Genomic DNA, 17136 nt, shown 5'->3' with positions numbered 1-17136 from the left:
GACTACCAGTCCACGCGCGCCGGCGCCGGCTCTCCGTAGGCGTCCTTCCACGACACCACCGGGTTGCGGAGCACGCCGATGCCCTCGATCTCGGCCTCCATCACGTCGCCGGGCTGGAGGTAGAAGTCGAAGGGGTTGGGCTGCACGGCGGCGACCCCCGACACGGTGCCGGTGGTGATCAGGTCGCCGGCGGAGTAGATCTGCGGAGAGTGGTAGGCCACCAGGTGCGGGATCGAGACCCGCATCTGGCTGGTGTGGCCGGTCTGGCGAACCTCGCCGTTGACCCGCAGCTCCATGGCCAGGTTCATCATGTCGGGCACCTCGTCGGCCGTGACGATCCACGGCCCGATGGGGCAGAAGGTGTCGATCCCCTTGGAGAAGGAGAACACGCCGGACTCCATCTCCTTGCGCTGGATGTCGCGCGCGGTGATGTCGTTGAAGACGGTGAAGCCGGCGATGTGCTCGATCGCCTCGTCGGGGCCGAAGAACTTGCCGGGCTTGCCGATCACCACGGCGAGCTCGAGCTCGTAGTCGAGCTCGTTGGTCAGGCTCTCCGGGTAGACGACCGGGTCCTCGGGCCCGATGACCGCGTCGACGTTCTGGAAGAACACGATGCCCTTGTGCACCGGGTGCGACCAGTCCACGGCGGTCAGCTCGTCGTGGTGGTCGGCGAAGTTGCCGGCCGTGTGGAAGAACTTCTTGGGCTGGATCGGCGCGCGCAGCCGGACATCGGCCAGCTTGAGGCGCTCGCCGGTCTCTCCGACCTTGCCCTCGCGCTCGAAGTACGCGCGGGTGGAGGGGACGTCGAGCTCGATGACGTCCTCGCCGTCGAGCCGGCCGACGCGGCCTTCGTCGAAGGTGATCAGCTTCATGGGTGGGGCTCCGCTTCTGGGGATGAGTGGTCTCGGGAGGTCGCCGGCTCAGGCGCCGACCATGTTGTAGCCGCCGTCGGCGATCAGGTAGCTGCCGGTGATGTGCGAGGCGTCCTGGGTGGCGAGGAACAGCGCCGTGCCCGCCACCACCTCCGGCGGCGGGATCTGGCCCATCGGGGTGGCCGCGATCAGCTTCTCGCGCCGTCCGGCCTTCCAGTCGTCGCGGGCGACGAGCGCCTCGGTCTCCATGAAGCCCGGGGCGAAGGTGTTGACCCGCACCGTGGGCGCGAAGGCGTTGGCGTAGGACTTGGTGATGCCGAGGATCGCGTACTTCGACGCCGCGTACTGCGGGGCGCGAGCACTGCCGCGGACCACCACCGTGGAGCCGATGTTGACGATCGACCCGTGGCCCTGGTCGAGCATCCGCGCGCCGAACTCGTGGGTCATCATCAGCGTGCCCTTGACGTCGACGTCGATGACGCGGTCGAGCGACTCCTGGTTCAGGTCGCGCCAACCCTGGGTCTCACTGGCGAAGTCTCCGACGTTGTTGACCAGCACGTCGATGGTCCCGAAGTGGGCGAAGGCGTCGTCGGCGAGCCGGCGCACCTGGTCCCAGTCGGAGATGTCGGCCTGGCCGAGCCAGGTCTTGCGGCCCAGCTCCTCGATGCGCGCGACGGTCCTCTCGGCCCCGCCTCGGGACCGGTTGTAGTGCACGCCCACGTCGGCGCCCTCCTGGGCGGCCCGGTAGGCGATCGCCGCACCGAAGCCGGTCCCGGCTCCGGTCACCAGCGCGTTCTTCCCGGCGAAGCGGGCGAAGATCTGCTCGGTCTCGTTCACGTCGTTCATGTGTGGCTCCTGGTTCTGCGGGTTCAGACGAGGGTTCGGCCACCGTCGATGTAGAGCACGTGGCCGGTGACGAACGCCGCGTGCGGGGAGGAGAGGAAGAGGATCGGGCCGACGACCTCGTCGGGACGGCCCAGCCGTCCGGCGGGCACCAGGGCGGTCAGCCCGTCGCGCACGCCCGGCTTGGCCAGGTGCGCGGCGGTCAGATTGGTCTCGACGTAGCCGGGGGCAACCGCGTTGACGGTGACGCCGGAGGCGGCCCACTCACGGGCCATGACCCGCATCATCTGGTTCATGCCGCCCTTGGACGCCGCGTACGGCGCGTGGTGGGCGTGCGCGAGGAGGCCGGAGACGGAGGAGAGCATGACGATCCGGCCACGACCTCGCTCGACCATGTGCCGACCGGCCGCCTGGGCGACGCGGAACGCGGACCCCAGGTTGATCTCCATCACCCGGTCCCACTCGTCCTCGCTGAACTCGAGCACGGGGCGGCGGTCGTTGACGCCGACGCAGTGGAGGAGCACGTCGAGGCCGCCGAGCCGGCTGACGGCCGTCGAGACCACGGCCTCACCTGAGCCCGGTCGGGTCAGGTCCGCGGCGAGCACCTCCACACCGGGGTGCTGGTCGGCGATCTGGTCGAGCCGGTCCTGGTCGCGGTCGGTCACCAGGACCCGCGCACCCGCCTCGACGTACCCGGCCACGCACTCGCTGCCGATCCCTCCGGCGCCAGCGACTACGACGGCCACGTCACGGAGGCCTAGCCATGAAGTGTCGGCACTACTTGAAGAATTCACGCGTTTAGCGGCCTCTCTGAGCGTTTGACGGTTTGAGTGTCGACACTAACTGTCGACACTCATCTCGTCAACGGGCACCCGGTCCTTACTCGGCGCCGCTGCCCCCGATGCCCCCGGCGCCGCCCCCGGCTCCGCTCGCGGGCGGCGCCGGCACGCGGTGGGTGCGCATCAGCAGCGCGAGCGTGGCGTAGTAGCCGACCAACGCGGTCAGCTCGAAGATCTCGTCCTGGCCGAGAACGGCGTTGGCGGCGTCCCACTCCGCGTCGTCGAGGTCGGAGCGTTCCAGGAGCGCCCGGACGACGTCGAGCGCCGCGGCCTCCCTCACATCGGTGGGCGTCAGTGCCGGGAGGTCCCGCAGCGCGACGATCTCCTCCTCGCTGAGACCCGCAGCCCGCCCGACCGCTTCGTGCGCATAGCGTTCGAACTCGCTGTCCCAGGAGGTCGCGACCGCGAGGATCGCCATCTCCCGCACGCGGTCGCTCAGCGATGTGCCGTACCGCACCGCCGCTCCCAGCGCCTGCAGGGCGTCCCCGACCGTGGGGGAGAGCAGCATCGCGTTGAAGGGTCCGTTGAGGCGCCCGTCGGGGTCGGTGAGCTCGAAGAGCTTCGGCCCCGAGGCCCGCGGACCACCCGCGATGCTGGCGTAGACCGCGGCCTGGTCGGCGGTGAGCTCGGACGGGCGCAGGGCGCGGACGCGCGGGCCGCTCATGCGGCCGGCACCGCGGCGGGATCCACGGAGGCCACCGCCCGGCGATCCCGGGCCCGGGTACGCGGTGCGCGTTGGACGTACCACCCCAGGGAGAGGTACTCGACGGCCATGAGCAGCAGGGTCAACGCGTAGCCCAGCAGACCGATCAGCAGCGTTCCGGCCCACGTGTCGGCCACGTGGAAGGAGGAGCCGGAGGTCAGGATGAAGTAACCGAGCCCCTCGGGCGACCCGTAGATCTCGGAGACGATCATCATCACGATCGCGACGGCCAACGAGATCCTGATGCCGGCCAGGATCTGAGGTGCCGCTCCGGGGATCAGCACCTTGCGCAGCCGGAGCAGCGGCCCGATGCGGTAGGCGCGCACGGACTCGCGGACCGCCGGGGAGATGCCATGGACCCCGGCGATCGTGTTGAGCAGGATCGGCCAGAACGCTCCGAGGCTGATCAGGAAGATCTTGGGGGCGGCGCCGATCCCCAGGGTGAGGATGATGACCGGGGTGAAGGAGACCATGGGCGTGGCCCGGGCGAAGTCGAGGACCGGTTGGCTGGCCACCCGGAACCACTCGGTCTCGGCGATCACCGTGCCGATCACGGTCCCGGCCACGATGGCGATGGCCAGGCCGGCCACCAGGTTCTTCAGGCTGAACAGCAGGTCCGACAGCAGGTCGCCTTCGACGAAGGCGTCCTTGAGCGCCACCAGGACCTCGCTGAACGGCGGGAAGTAGAAGGACGTGCTGTTGGCGGTGGCCACGAACAGGAGCACGACCACCAGGGCCGGCATCCACAGCTGCAGCAGGGCGCCGAGGAGGAAGCGCGTCGGTCGACTCGCAGTCATCATCAGTTCTCCAGGGTGGTCGGCGGACGCCAGGCCAGGGCACGGGCCTCGGCCAGCTGCACGAGCCGAGTCACGATGAACCCGAGCAGCCCGGCAGTCAGGATGTAGGCGTAGGCATTGGCAGAGTTCTGGTCCTGCTGGCTGGTCACGATGACGTGACCGACGCCCGGGACGGTGGTGAGGATCTCGACCCCGATCGAGACCAGGACTGCCATGGTCGCGGCGATCCGCAGGCCGGTCCACACCGACGGCGATGCGGCCGGGAGCACCACCTTGCGGAATCGGAGGAGTCGACCGATGCGGTAGCTGCGCACGGTCTCGTCGACGGACTCGGAGACGCTCTGTGCGCCGTACTGGGCCTGGATGATCAACGGGAACACGCACGCGAGGAAGACCACGACCCCCTTCATCATGAAGGACGTGCCCATGACCAGGAGCATCACCGGCAGGATCGCGATGACCGGGAACGATCGCCCGAACTCCACGAGCACCCGCGTCGACCGCTCGGCCCACGCGTAGGTCCCCGTCACCAGGCCCAGCGGAATGCCGACCAGGGCGGCCGCCACCAGCCCCCCGACGGCCGAGCGCAGGGTGTCGAGCAGGGTGGTCCAGTAGTCGGCGGTCTGCACGTCCTCGACGAGCCGCTCGGCGACCGACCACGGCGCCGGCAGGGCGTCGACGGTCATCACGTCCGCCATCCGGGCCACGGACCACGCCGCCAGGATGGCGAGGACGAACGCGGTCTGCAGGGCGAGTCGGCGGGCGTGCCCGCTCCGGGTCGGCCGCCGCGCCCGCTTGGGCGCCGCGGCCGGGTCCGGTGTGGTGTCGACGAGGGTCGTCACGATGCTCCAGCCTCGATCGTCAGTCGGTCGGGGCGTCGGACCAGAGCAGGTCCGTGCCCTTCACGTCGTTGTCGGTGATGCCGTACTTGTAGAAGTTGGCCGCCGCGGTGTCCACGGCCTCGGTGTCGAAGGAGTAGTCGAAGGGGGAGATGTCCCGGTTGGCGATGGTGTCGGCATCCATCTCGGTGTACTTGGTGTCGACCGCTCGCACGGCGTCCGGGTTCTTGTTCGCGTAGTCGACGCCCTTGGAGAAGGCGTCGACGAACTCCTGTGCGACGTCGGCGTTGTCATCGAGCCAGCCGCTGTCGGCGAAGATGAGCGACTGGGGGTCGCCCAGGAGCTCCTGACCGCCCTTGTCGATCGGCTTGAGACCGTCCGCGACCGCGGTGGTGTAGAACGTCGCGAACGTGCTGATCGCGTCGACCTGGCCCTTGTTGACCGCGTCCTGGAGCGAGTCGGTCGGCAGCGCCACCCAGTCGACCTTGCTGGGATCGCCGCCGGCCTCCTCGACCGAGTACATCGCCACCATCTGCAGGTTCCCGCCCAGGACCGGGAGGCCGACCTTCTTGCCCTCCAGGTCGGCCGGGGAGCTGATCGAGCTGTTCTTGGCCACCAGGAGTCCGTCGCTCTGCGCGATGTCGTCGGAGGACGCCTGGATCTGGGCGACCGCCTTCACGTCGAGCCCCTCGGCCCCGGCCTTGACCAGACCACCGATGTCGGTCATCGCCAGCTGCGCCTCACCCTTCAGCACGGACGGGACGTTCTGCGAGGTGTCCGCGGCGCCGGCCTTGATCGTGACGTCGAGGCCGGCGTCCTTGAAGAACCCCTGCTCCTGGGCGATGTAGATGGCCTCGAAGGTGCCGCCGGTCGACCGCAACAGGGTCAGCTTGGTGAGCCCGTCGGAGGTGGTGGCCGCGCTCGAGTCGTCGCCGCCGCAGGCCGCGAGCGAGCTCACCGAGAGGGCGAGGATGCCGGCGAGCGCTGCTGCGCGCCGACCGCTGAGGATGCCGAACTGCATGAGGTGTCCTTCCGGTGGTGGTCTGACAGCGGTGCGTGTGACCACGCTCTCACTATGGCTTGGACCGTACTGTCGACAGATTGCAGGTGTCAACCGATCGGCACGACCGTCTTCCTCCTTTCTTGTCGACACTTATCCACCGAAGTGTGGACACAAGGCACACTCGGGCCTACTGTCCTCGGGTCCGCACGCCCCGCCTCACCCTGGAGTGCCCCCGATGCCAGAGCCCCGCCCCGCGACCGTCCTGCCCGCCGAGGACCAGCTCGAGATCGGCACCCTGGTCGCCCGCCTGTGCCAGGCCCTGGACTTCAGCCGGCCCGCCGACTTCGTCGAGGTGTTCACCGACGACGGGATCTACCAGGCGGTCTCCTCCGAGGCGACCGGACGCCAGCCCCGGTTCCGCCACGTCGGTCCGCAGGAGCTGCTCGCGTTCGCCACCGCCGCGGTCGAGAAGCGCCAGGGGCTGGGTCGGCACTGGACGGGCGACCTGGTGCTCGAGTCCGAGGCGGCCGGCACGGACCATGCCCGCGGCACGTCGTACGTGCTGTTCGTCGAGATCGACGCCGACACGAAGGAGCGCCGGGTGCTCATCTCCGGCGTGCACGAGGACCGTTTCGTCAGGACCCCGGACGGCTGGCGCGTCGCGAGCCGCACCGTCGTCGCCGACATCTGAACCGCCCCCATCCCCGAGGAGTGAGCATGACCACCGAGCAGACCGAGCAGACCGAGCAGACCGAGCAGACCGAGCAGACCGAGCAGACCGAGCAGACCGAGAAGACCGAGCAGACCGAGCAGACCGAGCAGACCGAGCAGACCGGGCAGACCGGGACGTTCCCGCCGCAGGCCTGGGCGCACCGTCAGGGCAAGGTCACCATGAAGACACTCGCGCCTGCCGATTGGAGCCCGGAGGCGCTCGCCGCCCGGGCCCAGATCGCCGAGGCGTTCTACCGGTTCGGCATCGGGCACGACGAGTGCCGTGCCGACGTGGCCGGCTCGTGCTTCACCGACGACGTCGTCTACCACGTGGCGCTGGGCTCGGCCACGCCCTTCACCACGTTCACCGGCCGGGCCACCGTCGAGGAGCGCCTCACGGCGATCTTCGCGGAGATGAGCGACCAGCGCCGCCACGTGATCAGCAACGTGCTGGTCGAGGATCTCGACCTCGCCGCCGGCACCGCCTCGGCGCTCGCGTTCGGCGCGGTGACGGTCGCCGCGGACGGACTGATCCTGGGCTCGAGCGTCTTCTACACCGCCGACCTGCGCCGCGACGCGGACGGCTGCTGGCGCTTCAGCGAGTTCTTCATCGGCATGGACGACTTCGCCGGGCGCCGACCCCGGGCGGGAGAGAGCTCCCCCGTCGACTGATCCCCGGCTGCCGGCCTTCAGCCGACGGCGACGTCGAGGATGACCGAGCCCCCGGTGATCGGAGCACCCGCCTCCACGCAGGCGGCGTGCAGCGGGTGCGCGACCATCGCACGGAGGGCGGCGGCATCGTCGAGCTCGATGGTGGTGACGTGGTCGAAGCCACCGTCGCGCGGCACCAGCCCGAGGTTGCGACCGGTGACGACGGCCCCGACGCCGGGGACGGCCGTCAGACCGCGGAGCCGGCTCTCGAGCTCCGCCACCTGCTCCTCGGCAGCGCCGGCGACCAGGGTGCGCAGGATGAGATGGCGGATCATGACGCGACTGTAGAGCCCGGCCGGCATTTCTGTCGACAGAATCTACACCCAGGTGCGCCACCAAGCGCCTGGTCTGGCGATCTCTCCTCTTGACGAGGCAAAACTGTCGACACTACGGTCGGCCCGTGCATCCGAGTGCCCCGATCCCTGACCTCGCGTCGCCACCTCAGGCCGACACCACCGGTCCGGTGCCCTTCCTGGTCGGCTCGCGATGTGGCGACTGCGGCACCCGCGCCTTCCCGGCACGCACGGTCTGTCCGCGGTGCGCGCGGCCCCGTCCCGAGCCCAGTCCGCTGGGGAGCAGGGGCAGGTTGTACTCGTGGACGACCGTGCACGTCTCCAGCAGCCGTCCGACGCCGTACGACATCGGCTACGTCGACCTGTCCGACCCCGAGGGTGTCGGGGTGCGGGTGCTGGCGCCGCTGCTGGCCCATCCCGGGGGCGGCTGGCAGGTCGACCAGCCGGTCGAGCTCGCCCAGGACCCCGACAGTCCCGCCGGGTGGGCGTTCGCCGACTCCCGGCGCACCGGGACCGTTCGGTGAGCGGGCAGCTGGAGGCTCCGACGTACGTCGTCGGGGCGGCCATGATCCCGATGGGCCGGCACCGCGACTGCTCCTACGCGGGACTCGCCGTCGGCCCGGTGCTCGACGCCCTGCGCTGCGCCGGGATCGACCGTCGTGAGGTCCAGGCCGCCTGGTTCGGACACAGCTTCGGCGGGATGCTGACCGGTCAGCGGATCCTCAAGGAGATCGGCATCGGGGGCATCCCGGTCGTCAACGTCGACAACGCCTGTTCGGGCGGCGCGACCGCGCTGCACCAGGCCGCGCGGGCGGTCGCCGCCGGCGAGCACGAGGTGGCCCTGGTGGTGGGGGTCGAGAAGCTGACCCAGTTCGGTGGCGGCACGCTCCCGCTGGTCGCCGAGGATCCCGAGGTGCAGCAGGGGATGGTCATGCCCGCGCTCTACGCGATGCGGGCCCGCCGCTACCTCCACGACCGGGGCAGCCTCGCGGACCTGGCCGCGGTCAGTGTCAAGGCCCGTCGCCACGGCGCGCGCAATCCGCTCGCCCAGCTGCGCTCGGAGGTCACCGCCGAGCAGGTGCTCGGATCGCGACGGATCGCCGATCCGCTCACCCTGTTCATGTGCTGCCCGACCGGCGACGGTGCAGCCGCGGTCGTGCTCGTCTCCGAGGCCGTTCGCCGCCGTCTCGACGGCCCGGCCGTCGAGCTCCTGGCGTCGGTACTCCACTCGGGCACGCTCGAGCTGGGGGCACGCGACATGCTGCGCCCGGAGATCACCGTCGACTCGGCGCGCGAGGCCTACGAGGCTGCCGGCCTCGGTCCCGAGGAGCTCGACGTGGTCGAGCTCCACGACGCCTTCAGCATCGCCGAGCTCGTCTACTACGAGGCCCTCGGCCTGTGCCCCGCGGGGGAGGCCGCCTCGCTCCTGCATCGGGGCGAGACCACCTTCGGCGGTCGCGTGGTGGTCAACCCGAGCGGCGGGCTGCTGGCCAAGGGCCACCCGGTCGGCGCGAGCGGCGCCGCCCAGGTGGCAGAGGTGTTCTGGCAGCTGACCGGACGAGCCGGGGACCGGCAGGTGGAGGGTGCACGCACCGCCCTCACCCACGTCACGGGTGGCGGGATAGCCGGGCTCGACCATGGCGCCTGCACCGTCCACGTCTTCCGGTCCGCGTGAGCGGCACCGCCCCCGGAGGGCCGCTGGACGGGATCCGCGTGGTCGACCTGACCACCTTCCTGTCAGGTCCCTTCTGCACGCAGATCCTCGCCGACCTCGGCGCGGACGTGGTCAAGGTCGAGAGTCCCGGGGGCGACTCCAGCCGCCATATCCCGCCGCACTTCGTCGGGGACGACAGCGCCTACTTCCTCAGCCACAACCGCGGCAAGCGCTCCGTGGTGGTCGACCTCAAGCACCCCGACGGACGCGACGTCGTCCGCCGGATGGTCGCGAGAGCCGACATCGTGGTGGAGAACTTCCGTCCGGGTGTGGCCGCCAGGCTCGGCCTGGACCCCGCCCTGCTGCGCGTCGAGCACCCCCGGCTCGTCTGGGTCTCGATCAGCGGCTTCGGGCAGCACGGACCGTGGCGCGAGCAGCCCGCGTACGACATCGTCGTCCAGGCGCTCTCGGGAATCATGAGCCTGACCGGCCTGCCGGACGCGCCGGCGATGCGGCTCGGCATCCCGGCCGGCGACCTGGTCGCCGGGATGTACGCCGTGATGGCCGCGCTCGCGGGCATCGTGCAGCGCGAGCGGACCGGCGGCGGGCGCTGGGCCGACGTGTCGATGCTCGACGGAGCCCTCTCGATGCTCTCCTACCAGGCCGTCTACAGCACCGTCTCCGGCACCACACCACGCCCGCAGGGCAGCCGCCACGACTCCATACCGACCTACCGCAGCTTCGTCGGCGGGGACGGGCGGGAGCTCGTGGTCGCCGCCAACACGCAGCGCATGTGGGTCGGGCTCTGCGAGGTCCTGGGCCGCAGCGAGCTGGTGGAGGACCCCCGCTTCAGCACCGGACGCGATCGGCTGCAGCACGAGAGAGAGCTGGCCGTCGTGCTCGAGGAGGCGTTCGCCTCCCGCCCGGCCGAGGCATGGGTGGCCGAGCTCGTCGCCCGGTCGGTCCCCGCGGCGATGATCAAGAGCGTGCCCGAGGCGATCGAGGACGCGCGCAGCCACGGGCGCGGCATGTCGCTCCCGCTGACCTCGGCCGCCGGCGAGGTCGTCGAGACGATCGGCTCGCCGCTGCAGTGGATGGACGGCGGCGTGGCCACCACGCGGTATCCGCCGGGCCTGGGGGAGCACACGCGCGACGTGCTCGACGAGCTCGGCTACACCGCCGAGGACGTCGCCGCCCTGGCCGAGCGTGGGGTCGTCACGGTGGGCTGAGCCTGGATCGGTCGAGCTCCTCGGCCAGCATCGGCATCGCCATGGTCGCGCTGTGGATGCCGAGGACGGAGACCAGCTCGAGGACCTCGACCACGTGGGCGGGCGGAGCGCCGGCGGCGAGCGCGGCGGTGATGTGCCGGCGGGTCGCCGCTGCGTGCAGGTGGGTGGTGGCCGCGTTGGCTGCCAGCAGCACCAGCTCGATGACGGCCGGGTCCAGCGGGCTCCGCTCGCGTACTCCCGCGGCCCACCCGCGGACCGCGGCGGCACCGTCGGGGTCGAAGGAACTCAGCGCCTCCAGCCACGGAACGGGCTCCGCCTCCGGCGCGCACGCCTCCACCAGGAGCGGAACCCCGAGCTCAAGCGACTGGAGGCCGAGCAGGCTGGTCAGCTCGAGGACCGAGACCAGCTCGGCGCGGGTCGCGCCGAGCCGGAGGGCCGAGCGCAGGTGCGCCGCGGTGCCCTCGGCATGCTGATGGGTGACCGAGGCGTCGACGGCGACGTAGACCATCTCCTTGACCTTGGCCGGCAGCGTCCCCCGGCGCCACGGGCCGGAGGAGAGCTCGACGTAGTCGTCGAGGAACTCGGGGTCGGCCTGCACGATGGCCTCGAAGGGCGGCGCGAAGAAGCCGCGCTCGCGCACGAACTTCGCGCGGACCTCCTCGATCCGCGCAGATCGGTCACCCTGGTCCTGGCTCGGCTGCTCGCCGCTCGGCTCCCGCACGTCGGGCACTGTACGGCGGTCCGGACTCCGACACCACTCTTCTGTCGACAGTTTGAGGGCGATAGGCCGAGAAAGACCGAACGACATCCCCTCTTGATGCGATGTGTGTCGACAGTTACAGTGGAACCGCCACTTCCACCCAGCCAGGACGCGAGGCTCATGACTCAGCAGATTGCACGGCACGGCCAGCCCCTGGTCGTCGACGAGGTCGGGATGACCTACGGCTCGGGCGAGTCCGCCCACGAGGTGCTGCGCGGCTTGTCCCTCCGGGTCGACCCCGGTGAGTTCGTGTGCATCGTCGGCCCTTCGGGCGCCGGCAAGACGACCCTCCTGCGCTGCCTCTCCGGGCTGCTGCGGCCCACCGCGGGCAGCGTCCGGATCGGCGAGCAGCCGGTCACCCAGCCCCTCGCCGAGATCGCCGTCGTCTTCCAGGACTACCGCGGCTCGCTGATGCCCTGGATGCGCGTCCGCGACAACGTCGCCTTCCCGCTCGAGGGCATGGGCGTGAAGAAGGCCGAGCGCCTCGAGCGCGCCCAGCAGAGCCTGGAGGCCGTGGGACTCGGCGACGTCGGCCACAAGTACCCCTGGCAGCTGTCCGGCGGCATGCAGCAGCGGGTCGCGATCGCCCGCGCCATCGCCTACCGTTCCCCGATCCTGCTGATGGACGAGCCGTTCGGCTCGGTCGACGCCCAGGCCCGGTTCGATCTCGAGGACCTGGCGCTGCGGCTGCGCCGGGAGCTCGACATCACGGTCGTGGTCGTCACGCACGACATCGACGAGGCCGTCTACCTCTCGGACCGCGTCGTGGTCGTGGCCGGCACCCCCACCTCCGTCGTGGACGACCTCACCATCGACCTCGGCCCCGAGCGCGACCAGATCGCCACGCGTGCGCTGCCCCGCTTCGCCGAGCTCCGGTCCCGGGTGCTCAGCGAGATCCGTGGCGAGCGCTCCCCGGGGCACCCCGCACCGGACGCTCGACCGGCACCGGGCACGGGCCCCTCCGCCTCCGCTGCGGGCGCCGCGCCGGAGGGAGAGCGGCGCGCCGAGCCTCGCGAGCGAAGCGAGAGCACCGCCGAGACGGTCCACACCTCGGCGTGAGCCGCCCCGCGGCCCGTCGCGGGGTCGACCTGCTCGTCGCCGGCGGCGGTGTGGCCGGGATGGCCTGCGCCGTGGCGGCGGCCGACCTGGGCCTGCGCTCGCTCCTGGTGGAGAAGACCGCCGAGCTCGGCGGAGCGGCCCGCTGGTCCGGCGGCAACCTGATCGCGCTCGGCGCCACGTCCGGGATCGACCACCTGCGCGACCTCTCGTTCGGCAAGACCGACGAGGAGGTGCTGCGCGCGTACGCCGAGGGACTGGCCGCGCTGCCGACCTGGCTCGCGGACCTCGGCGCTGCCCTGAGCACCTACCCCACCTCGGGACCCGGCGCGGTGGAGCAGTGCTGGCCGCACGCATCCGGTGCCGAGGACGTGCGTTACTACCGGGTCGGCGCCGAGGGTCCCGCCGGTCCCGCGCTCCTCGCGGTGCTGACCCAGGCGCTGGCGGACCGGGTCGACGCCGGCCTGGTCGAGGTCGCCGTGCGCACCCGCGTCGTCGACCTCCGCCCAGGTCGGGACTCGGTCGGCGTCGACCTCGAGGGTCCCTCCGGGACATCTCCGGTGCTCGCGGGCGCCGTCGCACTCACCACCGGCGGCTTCGAGGGCGACCCCGCCCTCTGCGACGCCTACCTGCCGGTCAGCGGCGTGCAGCCGCTGGCCCAGTCGGCCAACACGGGCGACGGCCTGCGACTCGCCCAGGCGGCCGGAGCCGCGGTGTGGCACATGAGCAACTTCTTCGGCTACTGGGGTCATCGCGCGGAGGGACATCCGACCCTGTTCGCCGTGCGGCCGGCCGAGCCCGGCCACGTCCTGGTCGACCCGCGCGGCCACCGGTTCTGCGCCGAGACCGGTCGCGAGGTCCACGACGTGCTGCGCACGCTCGGCGCGGCGCTGCCGGACCGGCCGCACCTGCCCGCGCTGCCCGCGGCCTACGTCCTGGACCGGGCCTGCCTCGACGCCGGCCCGCTCTCGCGGATGCCGACGCCGAACGACTGGGGCTGGAGCGCCGACAACCGCGCCGAGCTGCGCCGGGGCTGGATCGTGGGCGGCGTGCCGGTCGAGGCCCTGGCCGGCCAGCTCGACGTCGCCCCCGGCATCCTGCGGAGCTCGCTCGAGCGCTACAACGCGCTCGCCGCGCGCGGTCGCGACGACGACCACGGCCGCCCGTCCGCCTCCATGCGACCGCTCGACCTCGACGAGCTGTACGCCGTGCGGGTGTGGCCCGGGGTGGCCACGACCGCCGGTGGTCCGCGCCGCGACGCGCTCGCGCGGTTGGTCGACCGCCAGGGAGATCCGCTCCCGCGGCTGCTCGCCGCCGGCGGCAACGGCAGCGTCTGGGGGCACCTGACCCAGCACGGCGGTGGCCTGACCGATGCGCTGGTGTTCGGTCGGATCGCTGCCCGGACCGCGGCCGCCGGCGTCGGCGCACCCGCCGGCGCGTAGGCGCCGCCCGGCTCAGGCCGTCGGGGTGAGCCGGGAGAGGTCGATCGCGGCGAGCGCGGCGTCGGTAGCGCGGGAGAGCAGCATCGAGGTCAGCTCGCCGTCGCGCGCCTCGATCGCGTCCAGGATGCGCACCTGGTCCGCGACGCTCGCCCCGAGCCGGCCCGCATGGGCCAGCGAGGCGCGCCGCAGCACCAGCGTGCGGAGCGCGAGCGTGTCGAGCATGTCCCCGAGGATCTCGTTGCCGGCGATCTCGACGTAGCGGCTCTGCAGGTCGACGTGCCCCCAGAAGTAGCCGTCGACGTCGCCGGCCGCGGCGTACTCCTCCATCCGCGCGAGTCGCTGGCGCAGGTCGACCAGGTCGGTGTCGCTGACCCGCTCGGCGACCAGCCCGCCCACCAGCGCCAGCAGGTGGCGCCGCACGAAGTAGATCTCGCGGACCCGCTCGGCGGTGAAGGAGGCGACCCGGGGTCGCTTGCGGGCCCGGATCTCGACGAGCCCCTCGGACTCCAGGAGCATCAGCGCCTCGCGCACCGGTGTCCGGCTGGAGCTGAACCGCTGGGCCAGGTCCACGGAGTTGAGGTCCTGGCCCGGGGTCAGCCGACCCTCGACGATGCCCAGGCCGATCCAGGTGGCGACCTGCGCGACGGCAGGCTCGCGGCGCTCCTCGAGCCGCAGCAACCGGACCAGCTCCTCCGTGCGGTCCTGGTCCGCGGCCACCTGCTCGGCTCGCTCCACCATCAGCTCCGTCTCCCTCGTCTGCGCGCGCCAGTGTGTCCCACCAAGCCGACGACGTCCATCACCACGCTCATCTCCGCGCTCGTCACCGCGCTCGTCACCGGTTCGGCTCCGGCTGGTCGGCGTCGAGAAGCCTCTGGTCGTGGGGCTCGGCCCGGAGCTCCTCCGCCAGCCGGACCGCGGCCCGGTGCCGCGCCCGGTGCTCCTCGTCGTCGATGGCGCCCGGGAAGAGGACACGACCGTCCGGGGTCTCGATGACCACGATCCAGTCGGGGTCCTCCAGCTCGACGGCCGGCTGGTGCCGGGTGCGCAGCCGGTAGCCGCGGGCCTCGGCCTCGGAGATGGTGCGGTCGACCTGCTCGGGGGACACGGCCGCCTCAGCCCGTGACGGCGACGCGACGAGCCGGGTCGAGCCGGTGGAGTCGTCCGTCCTTCATCACCATGGCGAGGTGCGCCCGGTCCTCCATGAGGCTGATGTCGGTGGTGGGATCGCCCTCGACCAGGAGCAGGTCCGCGAGGTAGCCCTCGCGGACCAGGCCGAGCTCGTCCTCCATCCCCATGATCGCCCCGCCGTTCTGGGTCGCGCACTGCAACGCCTCGGCCGGCGTCATCCCGAACCACTCGACGAACAGGCGCAGGTCGCGCGCGTTGCGCCCGACCTGGTTGATCGGGAAGCCGTAGTCCCCGCCGATGACGAGCCGGACTCCCCGCTTGTGCAGCTCGGGCGCCACCCGGCAGACGCTCTCGAAGGTCTCCTGGGTCTCCATCCCCTCGGTCGGCGGGTGCTCCATGTCGTGGAGATGGGCCCAGATGATGCCGGGGGTCGGGGCGACGAAGACCCGGTCGCGGGCCTCGACCAGAGCCTCGATCGCCTCGTCGTCGGCGAAGGTGGCGTGGTAGACGGCGCGAATGCCGTACTGCACGGCGAGGCGGATCGCCTCGGCCGAGTGCGCGTGAGCGGTCAGCCAGACCCCGCGATCGCGGGCGGTCTCCGCGGCCACCGAGACCTCCTCCTCGGTGAACTGCATGATCCGCGACGTACCCGCGACGACCGCGCTCTCTCCCGTGAGGCTCAGCTTGACGCAGTCGACACCGAGGTCGGCCATCGCGTTCACGAACACCCGGATCGACTCCGGGTCCGACGCGCGGTGGTCGATGCCCGGGAAGTCGTAGTTGCCGGGAGAGACCATCCCGGCGCTGCCCTCCCAGGAGCACGCCCGCAGCCGCGGTCCCGGGAGCCACCCCTCGGCGAAGGCCTTGCGGGCCGAGACCTCGGCCTGCGGGAGCCGGTTGCCTCCCGAGTAGCAGCTGGTGAACCCGTGGTCGAGCATCACCCGTCCGGCGTGGGCGATCAGCAGCGCCTTCTCCTCGTCCGGCTCCCGTCGGTCCGAGAGGTGCTCGACGGTGGAGCCGAAGCCGAGGTGGGTGTGCCCGTCGACGAGGCCGGGCATCAAGACCGTGCCGGCCCCGTCGATGACCTCGGCGCCGGCACGCATCGCGTCGTCGACCCGATCGGCGACCAGGCGGATGCGGTTGCCCTCGACGAGCACCTCGGCGGGACGGGCGGGGGTGCCGGTGCCGTCGAAGACACGGGCGTTGACGATGAGACGGGAGCTCACGAGCGCACCCTTTCACGAAGGAGAACGGGAGAGGAGATCAGGGTATGTGTCGACACAAGAGTAGGACGGCCCCGTCGAAGACGAAAGACCTTCGCCCACCAACCTGACACCAGGGTGACTAAGTGTCGCCACTTTGTGCAAGACTGGTGACGCTGGCCACCAGCCCGCACCCGTACCGCCCTGTCGACCGATCTCCGGAGAGTCCGTGCGCTTCGTCTCCTGCACCCACGGCGGGTCCCGCCACGCCGCCCTCGTCGACGGCGAGGACCTCATCCCGCTGCGCGGGGTCGCCGAGCTCGGCCCCGCGACCCCGACGAGCGTGCTGGCCGATCCCCCGCTGGACCGGTCCGCGACCTTCCCGCGCAGCGCGGCCCGCCTGCGCCCGGTGGTGCCGAGCCCGGGCAAGATCATCTGCGTCGGGCTCAACTACCGGGCACACATCGAGGAGACACGACGCGAGGACTCGGCCTACCCGGTGCTGTTCACCAAGTTCGCCACCAGTCTCGTCGGGCCGACGGACCCGATCCTCGTGCCCCCGGAGTCGGAGAAGGTCGACTGGGAGGGCGAGATCGCCGTCGTGATCGGTACGCCGGCGCGACGCGTGAGCGAGGCCGACGCCCTCGACCACGTGCTCGGCTACACCGTCGCCAACGACGTGAGCATGCGCGACTTCCAGCGGCGTACCCACCAGTGGCTGCCGGGCAAGACGTGGGACTCCTCCAACCCGCTCGGCCCCGAGCTCGTCACTCCCGACGAGGCACCGGACTTCCCTGACATGGAGATGGTCGTCCGCTACGACGACGAGGTGGTCCAGCGGACCACCGCCGACCTCATGGTCTTCCCCGTCCCCGAGCTGATCGCCACGATCTCGACCTTCACCACCCTCCTGCCCGGGGACGTCATCCTGACCGGCACCCCCGGTGGCGTCGGCGACCGTCGCGACCCACCGCTCTACATGACCCCCGGCCACCGGATCTCGGTCGAGGTCTCGGGACTGGGTCGCATCGACAACGAGCTCGTGGAGGGCTGA

General features: G+C 71.4%; 20 protein-coding genes. 8 read left to right on the top strand and 12 right to left on the bottom strand.

What is annotated here, in order from left to right; genetic code table 11:
• Positions 1-2: 2 nt before the first annotated feature.
• From K8U61_RS15390 to K8U61_RS15360, 7 genes are all read right to left on the bottom strand, one after another.
• Complete coding sequence (locus K8U61_RS15390) at positions 3-872, bottom strand: fumarylacetoacetate hydrolase family protein (protein WP_224123921.1); 870 nt, start codon at positions 870-872, stop codon at positions 3-5.
• 48 nt (positions 873-920) lie between these two features.
• A complete protein-coding gene (locus K8U61_RS15385) occupies positions 921-1718 on the bottom strand; it encodes an SDR family NAD(P)-dependent oxidoreductase (protein ID WP_224123920.1) in 798 nt (265 codons plus the stop codon).
• A gap of 23 nt (positions 1719-1741) precedes the next feature.
• Entirely contained in the window at positions 1742-2461 is a 720-nt protein-coding gene (locus K8U61_RS15380) for an SDR family NAD(P)-dependent oxidoreductase (RefSeq protein WP_224123919.1), read from the bottom strand.
• Between the two features lie 133 nt (positions 2462-2594).
• Entirely contained in the window at positions 2595-3218 is a 624-nt protein-coding gene (locus tag K8U61_RS15375) for a carboxymuconolactone decarboxylase family protein (protein WP_224123918.1), read from the bottom strand.
• Positions 3215-4054 carry an ABC transporter permease gene (locus K8U61_RS15370; RefSeq protein WP_224123917.1) on the bottom strand — a complete coding sequence of 280 codons (840 nt, stop codon included), beginning with the start codon at positions 4052-4054 and terminating at the stop codon, positions 3215-3217. The genes K8U61_RS15375 and K8U61_RS15370 overlap by 4 nt, the downstream gene beginning before the upstream one ends.
• A gap of 2 nt (positions 4055-4056) precedes the next feature.
• Positions 4057-4896 (bottom strand): ABC transporter permease, encoded by an 840-nt coding sequence (locus K8U61_RS15365; RefSeq protein WP_224123916.1) that lies wholly within the window; start codon positions 4894-4896, stop codon positions 4057-4059.
• Positions 4897-4915: 19 nt separating this feature from the next.
• Positions 4916-5914 (bottom strand): ABC transporter substrate-binding protein, encoded by a 999-nt coding sequence (locus K8U61_RS15360; RefSeq protein ID WP_224123915.1) that lies wholly within the window; start codon positions 5912-5914, stop codon positions 4916-4918.
• A 217-nt stretch (positions 5915-6131) separates the two neighbouring features.
• Between K8U61_RS15360 and K8U61_RS15355 the strand changes: the two genes are divergently transcribed.
• The gene (locus K8U61_RS15355) at positions 6132-6587 is read left to right on the top strand and encodes a nuclear transport factor 2 family protein (protein WP_224123914.1); all 456 of its coding nucleotides are present in this window, start codon (positions 6132-6134) and stop codon (positions 6585-6587) included.
• Between the two features lie 26 nt (positions 6588-6613).
• Positions 6614-7279, top strand: a complete 666-nt coding sequence (locus K8U61_RS15350; protein WP_224123913.1) for a nuclear transport factor 2 family protein — start codon at positions 6614-6616, stop codon at positions 7277-7279.
• A gap of 17 nt (positions 7280-7296) precedes the next feature.
• On the opposite strand, the gene K8U61_RS15345 is transcribed toward K8U61_RS15350, so the two are convergent.
• Positions 7297-7593 (bottom strand): Dabb family protein, encoded by a 297-nt coding sequence (locus K8U61_RS15345; RefSeq protein WP_224123912.1) that lies wholly within the window; start codon positions 7591-7593, stop codon positions 7297-7299.
• A gap of 125 nt (positions 7594-7718) precedes the next feature.
• On the opposite strand from K8U61_RS15345, the gene K8U61_RS15340 reads away from it, so the two are divergent.
• The 3 genes from K8U61_RS15340 to K8U61_RS15330 are packed head-to-tail and all read left to right on the top strand — an operon-like array spanning position 7719 to position 10494.
• Positions 7719-8135 carry a Zn-ribbon domain-containing OB-fold protein gene (locus K8U61_RS15340; RefSeq protein ID WP_308043184.1) on the top strand — a complete coding sequence of 139 codons (417 nt, stop codon included), beginning with the start codon at positions 7719-7721 and terminating at the stop codon, positions 8133-8135.
• Positions 8132-9286 (top strand): thiolase family protein, encoded by a 1155-nt coding sequence (locus K8U61_RS15335; protein WP_224123911.1) that lies wholly within the window; start codon positions 8132-8134, stop codon positions 9284-9286. Before K8U61_RS15340 ends, K8U61_RS15335 begins: the two co-directional genes overlap by 4 nt.
• Complete coding sequence (locus K8U61_RS15330) at positions 9283-10494, top strand: CaiB/BaiF CoA transferase family protein (protein WP_224123910.1); 1212 nt, start codon at positions 9283-9285, stop codon at positions 10492-10494. Before K8U61_RS15335 ends, K8U61_RS15330 begins: the two co-directional genes overlap by 4 nt.
• Here K8U61_RS15330 and K8U61_RS15325 read toward each other — a convergent pair.
• Positions 10481-11215 (bottom strand): carboxymuconolactone decarboxylase family protein, encoded by a 735-nt coding sequence (locus tag K8U61_RS15325; protein WP_224123909.1) that lies wholly within the window; start codon positions 11213-11215, stop codon positions 10481-10483. The two genes, K8U61_RS15330 and K8U61_RS15325, sit on opposite strands and share 14 nt — an antisense overlap.
• A gap of 159 nt (positions 11216-11374) precedes the next feature.
• Between K8U61_RS15325 and K8U61_RS15320 the strand changes: the two genes are divergently transcribed.
• Positions 11375-12313 carry an ABC transporter ATP-binding protein gene (locus K8U61_RS15320; protein WP_224123908.1) on the top strand — a complete coding sequence of 313 codons (939 nt, stop codon included), beginning with the start codon at positions 11375-11377 and terminating at the stop codon, positions 12311-12313.
• Positions 12310-13752 (top strand): FAD-binding protein, encoded by a 1443-nt coding sequence (locus K8U61_RS15315; RefSeq protein ID WP_224123907.1) that lies wholly within the window; start codon positions 12310-12312, stop codon positions 13750-13752. Before K8U61_RS15320 ends, K8U61_RS15315 begins: the two co-directional genes overlap by 4 nt.
• 12 nt (positions 13753-13764) lie before the next feature.
• On the opposite strand, the gene K8U61_RS15310 is transcribed toward K8U61_RS15315, so the two are convergent.
• From K8U61_RS15310 to K8U61_RS15300, 3 genes are all read right to left on the bottom strand, one after another.
• Positions 13765-14490 (bottom strand): GntR family transcriptional regulator, encoded by a 726-nt coding sequence (locus K8U61_RS15310; protein WP_224123906.1) that lies wholly within the window; start codon positions 14488-14490, stop codon positions 13765-13767.
• A gap of 94 nt (positions 14491-14584) precedes the next feature.
• A complete protein-coding gene (locus K8U61_RS15305) occupies positions 14585-14857 on the bottom strand; it encodes a hypothetical protein (protein ID WP_224123905.1) in 273 nt (90 codons plus the stop codon).
• A 7-nt stretch (positions 14858-14864) separates the two neighbouring features.
• Entirely contained in the window at positions 14865-16106 is a 1242-nt protein-coding gene (locus tag K8U61_RS15300; RefSeq protein WP_224123904.1) for an amidohydrolase family protein, read from the bottom strand.
• A gap of 205 nt (positions 16107-16311) precedes the next feature.
• Here K8U61_RS15300 and K8U61_RS15295 point away from each other — a divergent pair, with 205 nt between their 5' ends.
• The gene (locus tag K8U61_RS15295; RefSeq protein ID WP_224123903.1) at positions 16312-17136 is read left to right on the top strand and encodes a fumarylacetoacetate hydrolase family protein; all 825 of its coding nucleotides are present in this window, start codon (positions 16312-16314) and stop codon (positions 17134-17136) included.

Origin of the sequence: Nocardioides mangrovi, assembly GCF_020073815.1 — a bacterium.
GTDB lineage: Bacteria > Actinomycetota > Actinomycetes > Propionibacteriales > Nocardioidaceae > Nocardioides > Nocardioides mangrovi.
This window is presented reverse-complemented; position numbering and strand designations above follow the sequence as displayed.

Bases quoted from the DNA above. Each gene is read 5' to 3' on its own strand.
- K8U61_RS15390 (WP_224123921.1), bottom strand. From the start codon at position 872: ATGAAGCTGATCACCTTCGACGAAGGCCGCGTCGGCCGGCTCGACGGC.
- K8U61_RS15385 (WP_224123920.1), bottom strand. From the start codon at position 1,718: ATGAACGACGTGAACGAGACCGAGCAGATCTTCGCCCGCTTCGCCGGG.
- K8U61_RS15375 (WP_224123918.1), bottom strand. From the start codon at position 3,218: ATGAGCGGCCCGCGCGTCCGCGCCCTGCGCCCGTCCGAGCTCACCGCC.
- K8U61_RS15370 (WP_224123917.1), bottom strand. From the start codon at position 4,054: ATGACTGCGAGTCGACCGACGCGCTTCCTCCTCGGCGCCCTGCTGCAG.
- K8U61_RS15360 (WP_224123915.1), bottom strand. From the start codon at position 5,914: ATGCAGTTCGGCATCCTCAGCGGTCGGCGCGCAGCAGCGCTCGCCGGC.
- K8U61_RS15355 (WP_224123914.1), top strand. From the start codon at position 6,132: ATGCCAGAGCCCCGCCCCGCGACCGTCCTGCCCGCCGAGGACCAGCTC.
- K8U61_RS15350 (WP_224123913.1), top strand. From the start codon at position 6,614: ATGACCACCGAGCAGACCGAGCAGACCGAGCAGACCGAGCAGACCGAG.
- K8U61_RS15345 (WP_224123912.1), bottom strand. From the start codon at position 7,593: ATGATCCGCCATCTCATCCTGCGCACCCTGGTCGCCGGCGCTGCCGAG.
- K8U61_RS15320 (WP_224123908.1), top strand. From the start codon at position 11,375: ATGACTCAGCAGATTGCACGGCACGGCCAGCCCCTGGTCGTCGACGAG.
- K8U61_RS15310 (WP_224123906.1), bottom strand. From the start codon at position 14,490: ATGGTGGAGCGAGCCGAGCAGGTGGCCGCGGACCAGGACCGCACGGAG.